Below are 13588 nucleotides of genomic sequence, written 5' to 3'. Positions count from 1 at the left end.
CCTCATAGATACCAAAAAAGAGCAGGTTATCTTATCGATAACCTGCTCTTTCCCCTTCATTCTGGGCTCTATGCTTGTGTAACAGAAATTACTTTTGAGCGGCAGCTTCAATATCTGCATATGCCCAGTGTGTTGCTGGTACATCGCTGAACGTTGATGTAACTGCACCAGTGAGTGGTGTACGGTTGAACAATACATTTAGCACTTTCACGGCTTCTGCACGCGTCAGCTTACTTTCTGGTTTGAAAGTACCATCGTTATATCCGACCATCAGGCCAGCCGATTGCACGTATGCAATCGCATCTGCTGCCCACAGGTCTGCGGGTACATCTGTGAAGGAAACTTCTGCACCGTTCACGACTGTAGTAGTAGATTGTTGCTGCATCCAACGATACGCAACGGTAGCCATCTGTGCACGGGTAATCGAACCTTCCGGTGCGAATTGAGTGTTGCTCATGCCGTTCATGATGCCAGCAGATTGAGCCTTTTGAATCTCACTTGTTGCCCAGTGTGTCGCAGATACATCCGTGTAGCTTACACTAGTAGTGGAACTTGCTGCTGCTTCTTCAGTTGGAAGATTGCGAGCCAGCATGGCTGCCATCTGTGCACGGGTTACGAATGCATCCGGACGGAAATCTGCACCAAAACCTTGGATATACGGTTGATGTGTACTTTGTGAAGCTTTCAGTCCATCCACTACAACGAGGGTGAACGTACTGAATTTTGTCACGGTAAACTCAATGCCTTCGCTGTTATCCGCGAGTTGTACCAGTTTGCCTTGAATCAATTCTTTGGTGCCGTCACTGTGTTCAATGTAAATCGCCAGGTTGTCCAATGCTTGCTGACGAGCAGCCGGATCAGTCGGCAGACTATCACGCAATGGCAACGTAAGTGTTACTTCGCGGCTCTGCATATTGGTTTCAATTTCAACTGGACGAGCCAGTACGCGTACATTCGCATTCGGAGCGACCTGTTGAATCAGCTGCTCTTTCTTCGCACGCTCTTCAACTTCTTTGCGCTCCGATTCTTTCTTCAGCGGAACCACACGGAAGTACAGGTCCTGATCGAATCCGGCGATGGAACTCGTCGGAACGGAAATTACTGCATTTTCAGTGGAAATTTCGAGTTTCAGCGAACCATCATTCAGTTCTTTCACGGCTGCCTTAGGCAGTTCAATCCGTGTCTCGGACACGGCATCTTTGGTGTCTGGAATCACGATGCGTGCGGTGTTCATGTTCAATTGCTTCGCTTTTTCCACGGATTCCTTCGCAATCGCTTCGGTCATTTTCACCAAATCTTTAATGGTGCCGTTGGTTTCCGTTGTACGGGTAATCGGTGTTTTGGTCAAGTTGGTACCGTTCGTCCCATTGACGTCAACCACGATCTGTTCCTGTTTCGTTGTTGGTGCAGGTGTAGACGTAGATCCTCCCCCCCCTGTGTTTCCACCAGGGTTAGGTGTTGGATTAATAATAACGATCTGATCAAAGAAACGATTAAAGGCTGTCTGCAATTCACTAATACTGCTGTATCCGTTAGCAGGCTTGTGATTCATCATCCATTGAGCAAGTTTTCCCATTTGAGTATCATCTTCTGCTAGATCCTTCATAGCGTTCAACTTAAGTAGGAATGGTTCGAAAGGCTCCATCATCTCAGTAGACTGCTGAAAGCTGTATAGCACCAGCATAGCTTTCTTCATCTCGCTAACGTCTAAAGCATCATTAATGGATGAATAATTCATAACTAACATTAATGAAGCACCATATACCTGTTCAATTGAAATATCCGTTCTCTGAAACAGCCGTTGTGCCGTAAAAGCCAGCAACTCTTTATCCACTTTAGATGAATTCAAATATTTTTGACCTAACTCTTTAAGCATTTCCATCCCTGGATACTGAAAGTAATCTGCTGATTCAACAAAAAGGGAATAGAACTCATTCAAACGCTCTTGGAAAAGAATCTTGTCTGTTTGTTTGATCGTCTGGATGCCTTTATATCCAATTTCTACAGCATATTGCACTTGTTTCTTAAGATCGTAGGCATAGTCACTCGGTAAAAAGGTCATTACCACATTAGCTATGGCCTTCTTCTCCTCAGGTTGGAGAATGTCAAAGCCTGCCGGAAGATTCAACCATTCTGGTTGAGTAATTGCTTCCAGAATAGCATCAGTATTCCTCGTAGCTCTAGCTTCATTGATTATCTTCAAAGGATCTGTTGGATTAAAGAACTGATCAAAAGTTCTTTGGATATTTCTGTAGTTTTCATAACCACCAACTGGACGCTTATCAATCATCCATTGGGCAAGTTTTCTATATGTCTCATAATCTATGCTATCCACTTTGTCCATGTTAAGCGGAAACTCTACCATATAGTTGATGGTACTAGGCAGATTGTTATACTGTGTTGATTCCTTCTGTACTAAACGAAGACGTACCAAAGCATTATACATCTTGGTTTGATTAGTCACATCATTGATTGCATTGTAAGTAGATAACGACGAAGACAGTTGATCTCTGTTCTGATATGAAGGAATTTCATCACGCATGGAGTAAAATTTCATACGGTATGCAAAAATTTGTTTATCTACAGCAGACAAATTTTCATACGTTTTCCCTATTTTATATAGCGATTGAATACTTGGGTCGAGGTTTATGCTAAAAACCTCAGGTAAATTCAAAAGTTTGGAAAAATAAGAATGTATATTCTCCTCAACATCAATAAGTGCAGGTTGATTAAACAGGTTTCGTGGTTCTACAGCCATATCGAGTATATATTGTACTTGTCCTTTACTCACATATCCTTTTGCCCCATTCATTAAAGTGACAAATACAGCTACAGATTCTTTCTCATCATTGCTCCAATCGCTGAAATCAAAAGGCAGCTCGAGTCCGAACGTCACATTTTGAATTTCGCTAAGGACACCTTCTACATCTTCATTACTTTTAGCTAGATTCAATAATTCAAGCGGGTCTGTTTCTTTGTTCTCTGTAAATATTAATATCTCATAGAGACTTGCAGCATTACTTCCGTTTGCTTTAACACGAACCCATACCGTTTTATTCCCTTTAAATTCAGGTGGGTTAGTGGTGCTGTAATCATACCAATTCTCGCCATTATCCTGAGTGTATTCCATAGTATCATCCGCACCAACAATGATATTGAAATCATCATCTACGTTTACTAACGGTGCGGGCGAATTAAAAAACAGATCAAAAGCTTCTTGGATATCTTCTATTTTAGTAAAGCCTCCTTGCGGCATCTTTTCAATCATCCAATTAACCAGTTCTGTCATTTGTTCCGAGTCTTCCTGAATTGGTTGTAATTTATCAAAATTTAATGGATACGCTACTGTAACAGATTCAGGGTTATCATCAATATACTCATCAATGATCCCTTTAAAGAATTGGTTAAAGCTTAACGTATTCAACATCAATTCCTGACTCTTTGCGTTATTCATTTCAGGATACTCGTTCAAACCGAATATTGCATTGAAAAATAAGTTATATAACTCATTCGATTCCTCACTATCATAAAAACCTATTAAGGTCATCTGGATAACATGGGAAAATAGTTGTCGGTCAACACTGCTCATTTTTTCGTACTTCATACCAGAAGTAAACATCATTTCGGTTTTCTCATTGATAAAGTAGTTTATGGACTGACTCAAAAGATTGTATACCTGATCCATTTGGATTTGGATAGCAAATAAGTCCGTATTACTGATTAGAATAATTCCTTGGTATGCTAAGTTAAAAGTATATTCTACTTGTTCCTCATCAGAATACGCTTCCCCTGCTGGCAAAGTAGCCACCAACTCTGCTATTGCTTCTTTCTGCTGTATAGACATTTCAAAGTAGCCGGATGGCAACGTCACAATGGGGTTCCCTTCCAGTACCTCTTGTATATCGCTAAGAGATCCTCCAATGATTGCAGCATTCAACTTCTCCAAAGATGTCATGGACTCCGCTTGAACAGGTACGACAGCGACAACTTGGATAAACATCAATAATACCAATGCAGCACTAACTAATTTCCTCGCATATGATTTCATTATTTCCTCCTTGAGCCTCCCAGCTCGAATCTTGATATTCACCATTCTAGTACTTTGGTCTGAACGAATTCTGAACAATTGGCTTAGAATCGAGGAAAAACATTAAAATTTCGCATTTTTTCGATTATTTTCGATAATATTCTACAAACACAACCTAATATTCATCTTTTTTTGCACTTTTCTGTAATACGCCCATTCAATTGAACTCAAGGTTCGTTAAACTACAAAGAGGGCCCCCTAAGGGACGGCCCTCTTTGTTACCTATCTTATTGATTGAGCGGCAGCTTCAATATCTGCATATGCCCAGTGCGTTGCTGGTACATCGCTGAACGTTGATGTAGCTGCACCAGTGAGTGGTGTACGGTTGAACAATACATTCAGCACTTTCACGGCTTCTGCACGCGTCAGCTTACTTTCTGGTTTGAAAGTACCATCGTTATATCCGACCATCAGGCCAGCCGATTGCACGTATGCAATCGCATCTGCTGCCCACAGGTCTGCGGGTACATCTGTGAAGGAAACTTCTGCACCGTTCACGACTGTAGTAGTAGATTGTTGCTGCATCCAACGATACGCAACGGTAGCCATCTGTGCACGGGTAATCGAACCTTCCGGTGCGAATTGAGTGTTGCTCATGCCGTTCATGATGCCAGCAGATTGAGCCTTTTGAATCTCACTTGTTGCCCAGTGTGTCGCAGATACATCCGTGTAGCTTACACTAGTAGTGGAACTTGCTGCTGCTTCTTCAGTTGGAAGATTGCGAGCCAGCATGGCTGCCATCTGTGCACGGGTTACGAATGCATCCGGACGGAAATCTGCACCAAAACCTTGGATATACGGTTGATGTGTACTTTGTGAAGCTTTCAGTCCATCCACTACAACGAGGGTGAACGTACTGAATTTTGTCACGGTAAACTCAATGCCTTCGCTGTTATCCGCGAGTTGTACCAGTTTGCCTTGAATCAATTCTTTGGTGCCGTCACTGTGTTCAATGTAAATCGCCAGGTTGTCCAATGCTTGCTGACGAGCAGCCGGATCAGTCGGCAGACTATCACGCAATGGCAACGTAAGTGTTACTTCGCGGCTCTGCATATTGGTTTCAATTTCAACTGGACGAGCCAGTACGCGTACATTCGCATTCGGAGCGACCTGTTGAATCAGCTGCTCTTTCTTCGCACGCTCTTCAACTTCTTTGCGCTCCGATTCTTTCTTCAGCGGAACCACACGGAAGTACAGGTCCTGATCGAATCCGGCGATGGAACTCGTCGGAACGGAAATTACTGCATTTTCAGTGGAAATTTCGAGTTTCAGCGAACCATCATTCAGTTCTTTCACGGCTGCTTTAGGCAGTTCAATCCGTGTCTCGGACACGGCATCTTTGGTGTCTGGAATCACGATGCGTGCGGTGTTCATGTTCAATTGCTTCGCTTTTTCCACGGATTCCTTCGCAATCGCTTCGGTCATTTTCACCAAATCTTTAATGGTGCCGTTGGTTTCCGTTGTACGGGTAATCGGTGTTTTGGTCAAGTTGGTACCGTTCGTCCCATTGACGTCAACCACGATCTGTTCCTGTTTCGTTGTTGGTGCAGGTGTAGATGTTACAGGTGCAGACGTAGAACCGCCCCCACTACTTCCACCTGGGTTAGGTGTTGAGCCATTATCAGTGTTGCTATCTCCGTTCTGTGTAAAGACAAACTTCACGGCGCGGCCTGGCAGTTCATCGCTGATTGCTTTGTAACGAACCCATACCGTTTTATTACCGCTAAGATCAAGTTTCTGAATATTAGCCAGATCCAACCAGTGCAACTTGTTGTCAAAGGAAATCTCCATCGTGTCGTCCAAGCCCGTTAGGGTGTTATTGATGTCATTCCCTTTCACATTAGGAGCTGTAAAGAAACGATCAAATACATACTGTAGATTCTCAACAGTCTCGTAGCTTTCTTGTTCAGTGAGTAACCATTCTGCCAATTCCTTTTGGTCTTCAGGACTCAGCTCTGCTCTTTTGGATAAATCAAGGGCACCTGTACGATCAAACTTGTATTTGTTGAAGAATGCTTCACCTGTAATGTAATCATTCATAGCTGAATCAAGCCATTGATCCATTCGATCAACCTTGGTAGCCTTGTCGATAGACTGGTATGGCGTAGTCAAAAGCCCTAACACAACCATAGGTTCCACTATAACCCCTTGGTAATTCCCTTCTAACCTCTCGTAGGCTATTGAATACAAATATCTGTAAGCAAACACACTTTTGTCTACTTCGTTCGTACGTTTCAAGTATTCTTGACCAATACTACGATATTCTTCGCTTTGTTGATCATTAAAGGATGCCGGCAAATTGGCCAACTTCTGCGCAAGTGCATCCAGCTTGTTTTTAAGAGTAACAAATTCCTTTTGCTCCCAAACCGATTGTGCGAGGACACCCAGTTCAATCATGTATTGAACCTGTTCTTTATTTTTGAACTCTTTACTTACATATTGAATCAGGAATCCTGCAATGAAATTTCTAACCTGCGGGGTTAAAGCGCCGTAGCCATCCGGCAGAGTAATACCCAGATCCGGGTTTTCCATCGCAACACGCATAGCATCTCTATCAAAGTTGCTTTTTGCAATATTTAAGGCAGTCAGTGGATCAGTTCCGTTGTCATCAGGGAAAAATTTATTAAAGGCAGTCTGAATTGCTTCGAAACTTGCATATCCACCAAGTGGTCTCTCACTAAGCATATGATCTGCCAGTTGTTCTTGCTCTTCAGAGTTGAGATTATCCAATTTGCTAACATCCAGCGGGAATTTTCCAAGTGGAATCTCCACGTCTTCATCGGAATTATATCTCTCAATATCTCCCTGAATTTCTAACATATTTATTAACTTTTTCAACATTTCTTCTGATGTTTCTACTTTGTTAATAAAAGGGGTTTCATCCAGTGCTGATTGCGTATAATTCAGTATCTCCGAGATATTGAGTTTTTTTGTGAGTTTACGCTCATATCTAAAAGCTGCCATACGTCTTTCAACTTCGGAGGAATTGAGATAATAGTGAATAAGTTCATAGTATTCATCATCTGCTTCTATATCATTGAATTGTTGCTGTATTCGTTCGGCTTGTTTATTAAAAAATGCATCAAGGACTTCTCTGGAGTCAGTTCCTCCAATTTTGTGAGGAAGCTCCAAGGCTTGCAAGGCTAACTGCACTACATATTGGACTTGTTCCTTACTCTTATACCTACTAGATGCTGGCGGACTTGATTCCTCCAACATATACTTTGCAATTTCAGATTGTTCTTCTTCAGATAATGATTCAAAATCCGGAGTAGCAATGAAATTTTTGTTACTAAGCAGCTCTATTACTTCTGGGATGAAATCGGTAATAGGATCCTGATCTTTTTTCTCTTTGATATCGTTAAATTGCTCCAACAAGGCTGAACTATTGGGTTCGAAAAAAGCATCAAACTCCTTCTGAACTTCGGATACCGTTTCATAACCGTTTTGCGGCTTATGATCAATCATCCACTGAGCCAGTTCGGATTTTTTGGTTGTATCGTTCTGGATGGTCGACATCTTCTCCATATTGACGGGAAAAATATACAATTGAAGGCTAGGGTTATTCCCAGCAAAACTCACACTTATAAAGTGATTCCAATACATTGCATTTAGTACAGCCTCCATGTCTGTAACATTGCTCGCTTTATTAATTGGGAGGTATTCGGACAGCGTTTTTATTAATGCATCAAGCTGACCCTGGTAATGGATTTTATCTGGGTTGGGCCCTATAACAGGTTCAAACATGATAATATTCGTAAAAATTTGCTTATCGGCGCCTTTCAACAAGCTGTATTTAGCACTCGCTTCAACCATTGGTTCGGCTTGATCAAAAGGAAGAAAACTAGTGGCTTCTCGATACGAAGTGTCGTATAGATGATCCAAAATTTGTTGGACATAATCCGGATTTTTTTCTCTGGGCAGGACTACTAATTCATGTAGTAGAAGGAAAACGTCCAGAATCTGATCAGAACTACTGTAATCCGTCCCGCTCGGTAGCAAGAGTATCATGCCTCGTGCGATTTCACTCTTTTGAATACTATCCAACTCGTTATATATACTGTCTACACCAATTATGCCGTCATCTTCCAATACACTCTGAAGATTTAAAACAATCTCTTCAATATCCTTATTTGAATTTTTTAATTCATTCATTTGCTCTACTGGAGTAACCGGGTCGGCACTTGCAACCCCACCCTCACTAACCACCTGTAATAACAAAACCGCAATTAAAAGGCAGCTTATCAGCTTTCTGTAATTCATGTACTTGATCCTCCCGATCTCATGTTTTTTACATATAAATTCAATCCATCTGATACGTAAGGCCTATTGTAGTGCACTGCAATAAACAGAATCTAAACAAAAAATGAGAATAAAAGGAAAAAGACCCACCCTGTAGTGCAAAAACAGGATAGATCTCAACTTTTTTCGCCATATTTCATCATTTTATTTTTAAAATAATGTTCTTTTGGACCTATATAACTCCGGATCTTATATCAAGATATACCCGCCATCCACAAACAACGTACTGCCGGTCATGAATGTTTTGGTCTTTAACTACGTAACTGTATGTGCAATCTCTTCATTTTAGCCTATTCGCTTGTGTAAGCCTTACCATTCCTCTATAATTTCATTCAGATGCACAATATGAACAATATGAACATCGGGCAGAATCATTAATTAGAGAAGAAGTACATTTTGCACGATGATATGGAAGGGGTGGAACTTCGTTGTTGCAGCTTTCGGAAAAACAGGCGCAGGATATTGTAGATAAAATGATGCAGGACATTCCATACAACATCAACATTATGAATGAGCACGGCATTATTATTGGAAGTGGTCAGAAGGAACGTGTGGGCACCGTTCATCAGGGTGCTGTCCGCGCGTTGACGACAGGAAGCATGATTGAGGTCTGGCGGGATGGCATACTTGAGAAAATGGGCACCAACGAACCGATTCTCATCAATCAGCAGCATGTCGGAGTCATTGGCATATCCGGTCATCCGGATGAAGTTCGGCCTTTCTGCAACATCGTGCGTACCACCGTATCTCTCCTGATCGAACAGCGTAATCAATTGGAAAGTATAGCCCATGAAGCTTCACGTAAAAAAGCCTTTATCGAACGACTGCTGAACCAATCCGGCTCCTACTCACAAAGGGTCAAAAAGGAAGCCCTGCAATACCGTATTGATCTGCAATTGCCCACCATTCTTCTATATATCCGTTTCCCCAGGAAATCCATGGCTGCTGACACTGAGATCAACCGAATATTGCACCAAGTTCCTTCATTCTCTGTTGAAGGTGATGGCGACACACAGATCATTCTGATCCAGAATGAAGCAGACGTTGATCCTACAATCCAAACTTTGAGACAGGTCACATCCGAAGCGTTCATCGCCGTCAGCCGAAAAGAAGCGAATATCGCCATCGGTTATGAACAGGCCCGGTCTGTGATGAACATCCTGCTGGCACTTCAACCAGATTCGCTAATCATTCGGTATGAGGAAGTGCCCTTTCTGGTACGATTCAGCGCAGCTGACTTAACGCCTCATGCCAACATCGTCAGCAAACTTGAGGACACAGCTGATCTGCTGGATACCCTGCGCAGTTTTATCCATCATAACGGCAGCATGACCACGACAGCAGACCATCTCAATATTCACCGCAATACCCTTCAATATCGGCTTAAACGCATACAGACCCTGACGGGCAAAGACCCCCGTAATTTGCTGGAACTCATTGAACTTACCCACGGACTACTCGCGTTCTACCAATAACGTCAGAACAGCTTCGAAAATAGCAAAAGACGAGACACAGATCACCTGATTTCAGGCATATCCGTATCCCGTCTTTTTTACATCGCATTCCAATACGATCACGTAACTCCCCGTACGATCCTGATCGTCACTGATCTAAGAGAGTAGACCCAGTTTCAGCACCCTGGCAATATTCTCGGTTGTACGCTCTACATTCTCCGGGCCTTCTCGCAATAGTCGCTCCAGATTTGCTGCCCCAGGCACAATACCAAATATGGCATCAATGCCTTCCGCGTACAGGGTGTCGATCCCTTCACCCACGAAGCCTGCAAGGGCAATCACGGGTTTACCCGCTTCCTTGGCTGCCCGAGCAACGCCATATGGCGTTTTACCAAATTTCGTTTGGAAGTCAATACCGCCCTCGCCCGTAAATACCACATCCGCAGCAGTCAATTTTTCACGCAACTCCGTATATTCAATGACAATTTCAATCCCTTTACGTAGCACTGCCTGTGTAAAAATCAAAAGTCCCGCACCCAATCCACCAGCCGCTCCGGCACCTGGTACATCACGGATATCTTTGCACAGTTGCTGTTTCACCACATCTGCATAATGGGACAAGTTCGCATCCAGCTGCTCAACCATCCCTGGGGTAGCCCCTTTTTGTGGCCCAAATACCCTCGATGCACCATGTTCCCCACAGAGTGGATTGGTCACATCACAGGCGACAATGAATTCCACTTCCTTCAAACGCTCATCCAGACCGGATACATCAATCTGAGCCAGTTGATCCAAAGCCCCACCACCCCGCGCAAGCGGTTGACCCTGTGCATCCAGAAACTTCGCACCAAGCGCTTCAGCCATACCAGTACCACCATCATTAGTGGCACTGCCACCAATGCCAATAATAATTTTACGGATACCCAGATCCAGACATGCCCGAATCAACTCTCCTGTTCCATAGGTTGTCGTCCGTAACGGATCTCGAGCTTCCTTGGTTACCAGATGTATGCCACTGGCCGATGCCATCTCAATGGCCGCCGTTGTTCCGTCACCCAGAATGCCATACTGGGCAGTCACGGTCTGACCTAAGGGTCCACTCACCTTTTGCTGGTGAAGGGAACCGCCAGAAGCATCCACAAGGGACTGGACCGTGCCTTCCCCACCATCCGCCATGGGGACATGAATATATCCTGCGGTCGGATATATTTTACGCAATCCTTTTTCCATCGCGATACATACTTCTTTCGCAGTCATGCTTTCTTTAAACGAATCTGGTGCCAGAACAAACGTCATGCCTCTATTTTCTACCGTATCTCTCATCTCTCTCACTCCATCCGTTAAATTCAAGAATTAAAGGATAAATCCGTACAATATCGTTGCAACGATCGCCATCGTGCCACCTACAATTGCTTCATATGGAATAACGCCCATCCGCTGACGAATTGTCATCTTCATGCTGTCAGCCGACACGTGGAAGTAATTGCCCTGTGGCAGGGAATCGATAACGGTAGCCCCGGTGTGCACCATAACAGCGGCCGCGAGTGGTGCTGTGCCCATGTTCAGGATGGCATCACCGAAGGAACCTGTTGCCAAGATAACCCCCGTCGATGTCGAAGCCGTTGCTGCCGCCATCAGAATGCCCGCGATTGGTGCGAGGAAGGTGCCGGATATTCTGGATGCTTCGATCAGACCAACGACCTGACCCGACAGATCTGAAGCAGAGATAAGTCCTGCGATTCCGCCTGCACCTACTAGAATGAGCACAGTTGCTGTCATCTTGTTTAATCCTGAGGTTGTATATTTCACGATGTTTCTGCCTTGCCCCATCGCCAGCATACCGATGATGCCTGCAATCGGCAGGATGTACATCGCATCCACTTTGAAAGTAGACAATACATCAATGCCCGTAATAGAGCCGATGGGATTGATCATTAACAAAATGATCGCTACCAACGGAGCAACAATGGCTTTGCTCAGTGGAGGATACTTCGATGTATCTATATCGCCCTGTTCGGCTTCCTGGTCAGAAACCATAACCCCCTTGTTCTTGAGCATTGAAGCTACAATTACAGTTACAATCAAGCCGCAGATGGCGGGAATTACGCCTGCCAGCATAACGTTGCTCAGATCAAGATCGAATCCTCGTGCTGCTGCAATGGTATTGGGGTTCGGAGAGATAATGTTGCCCGCCTTACCTCCACCCGATAAAGCCAGCAGTAGGGCCAATTTGGATATGCCCATTTTATTACCTACAGACAATGCAATTGGTGCCACGATCAGCACGGCTACGGGGATAAATACCCCAACCGCGGTAATGATCATCGTAGCCAGTGCCAAGGCGAGAATCGCTTTGCTTCCGCCAAATTTACGTACGATCGCCTGCGCTATCGTCTCCGCCGCTCCCGATTCCATCATGACACCTGCAAGTACCCCGGCGGCTAATACACGGAGTACCGTTCCCATAACACTTTGCGTGCCATTCACCAGTATATTTACGGTCTCATCCAGGTTCGCTCCGCCAATTAAAGCGCCTACAATTGCACCCAGAAATAAAGAATAGACCGGATTCAGTTTCCTCAAAATCAAAATGATGGCTATAGCCAGTCCTGCCAGCGCGCCAATCCAGCTAATTGTTAAAGGTTCCATTAGTAATTGCCCCCCATGCACTTGTTGAACACGCTTTCATTATAGTTGCTGGAGGCGAGAATAAATATTGATGAAAGGACGAAATTCATTGTGCATATGCATAATGAATTTCGTCCCTTCAAATGATATACTGCACTTGGACGGCCGCGAATCGAATCCTTCCTCTCACCCACGGGGTTGGGGCAAAAGCTGAGCTGAACCGGATCGCTAAAGAATCTGAGGCGTCTTATTGAGCGGTTTGAAGCGCCCACAGAAATCTAATGAACCTGAGACACGCTATACCTGAATAAATAACCGTTTGCAGCGTATTTATCAAGTGATTGCGGGAAATAACGTGTCTCGTGTTCCTTACATTTTCAAAAGAGGGCCGAGAGGCCAAATAAGACGTCCTGTGTTCCTTAGAAATCGGCTCTCACCACTATCTATATGAAATACACAAATAGCCTGTTGCCTCGTCATCTCGTGGCAGCAGGCTGGTTTATGGTTGAACTCCTTGGCAAGCATCGGCACACGCACCTATCCTATTCCTGCTCTGCATTCCCCAACGTATACTCACTCAATTTCCCTTCATAGACCATTTGCAATCGTTCACTCTGGCGAAAATCATCCGGTGTCACGAGCGCCGGCAACTTGTTCCATAACTTGATGCCTGAACGCTGTAGAATCTCGGCTACAAATTGGGAACAGAAGTAGGAGTTGCTGAACTCCACCGGCTCCTTGAGCGTAATGCCAATCACGCCGAGCAGATTGTACATATATTTCTGGCGACTGCGGATGAAGATGTGCAGCACACGTTTCATCTTTTCCACTTCACGATCCGTGACCTGAAGCTCATATATGACACATGTGGTATTGGGATACTTGCTGTATGTACCTGTCTGAATATCTTCCTTCACAAACCCGCCGTTCAGCGGATTACTCGGATGCTTGCGACCGAAGCTGTACAGTTCGGATAATTCCTTGTCAAATGCGATTGATGCGTGATTATATGGCGCTCGGGTATAGCTCTGAATAACCTTGGTAAACAACGTTCCTGTATTCGTAAGCAAAATATAGATGGAGCGTTCATCTGTCATAGCAAAATTTCCCCTTATCA

At 44.1% G+C, this 13588-nt stretch carries 6 protein-coding genes; 1 reads left to right on the top strand and 5 read right to left on the bottom strand.

What is annotated here, in order from left to right; genetic code table 11:
* Window positions 1-88 precede the first annotated feature (88 nt).
* Window positions 89-4048, bottom strand: a complete 3960-nt coding sequence (locus tag ACX9NY_RS24525) for a DUF4073 domain-containing protein (RefSeq protein WP_472475605.1) — start codon at window positions 4046-4048, stop codon at window positions 89-91.
* Between the two features lie 261 nt (window positions 4049-4309).
* The gene (locus tag ACX9NY_RS24520) at window positions 4310-8350 is read right to left on the bottom strand and encodes an S-layer homology domain-containing protein (RefSeq protein ID WP_472475603.1); all 4041 of its coding nucleotides are present in this window, start codon (window positions 8348-8350) and stop codon (window positions 4310-4312) included.
* Between the two features lie 467 nt (window positions 8351-8817).
* Between ACX9NY_RS24520 and ACX9NY_RS24515 the strand changes: the two genes are divergently transcribed.
* Window positions 8818-9864: a CdaR family transcriptional regulator gene (locus tag ACX9NY_RS24515; protein WP_472475601.1), complete on the top strand. Its 1047-nt coding sequence runs from the start codon at window positions 8818-8820 to the stop codon at window positions 9862-9864.
* 135 nt (window positions 9865-9999) lie between these two features.
* On the opposite strand, the gene ACX9NY_RS24510 is transcribed toward ACX9NY_RS24515, so the two are convergent.
* The 3 genes from ACX9NY_RS24510 to ACX9NY_RS24500 form a co-directional block, all read right to left on the bottom strand.
* Entirely contained in the window at window positions 10000-11166 is a 1167-nt protein-coding gene (locus ACX9NY_RS24510; protein ID WP_472475599.1) for a glycerate kinase, read from the bottom strand.
* Window positions 11167-11196: 30 nt separating this feature from the next.
* A complete protein-coding gene (locus ACX9NY_RS24505) occupies window positions 11197-12492 on the bottom strand; it encodes a GntP family permease (protein WP_472475597.1) in 1296 nt (431 codons plus the stop codon).
* A 521-nt stretch (window positions 12493-13013) separates the two neighbouring features.
* The gene (locus ACX9NY_RS24500) at window positions 13014-13568 is read right to left on the bottom strand and encodes a hypothetical protein (RefSeq protein WP_339238756.1); all 555 of its coding nucleotides are present in this window, start codon (window positions 13566-13568) and stop codon (window positions 13014-13016) included.
* Between the last annotated feature and the right edge of the window lie 20 nt (window positions 13569-13588).

The sequence above is a fragment of the Paenibacillus sp. CB74 genome, assembly GCF_055687625.1.
This window is presented reverse-complemented; position numbering and strand designations above follow the sequence as displayed.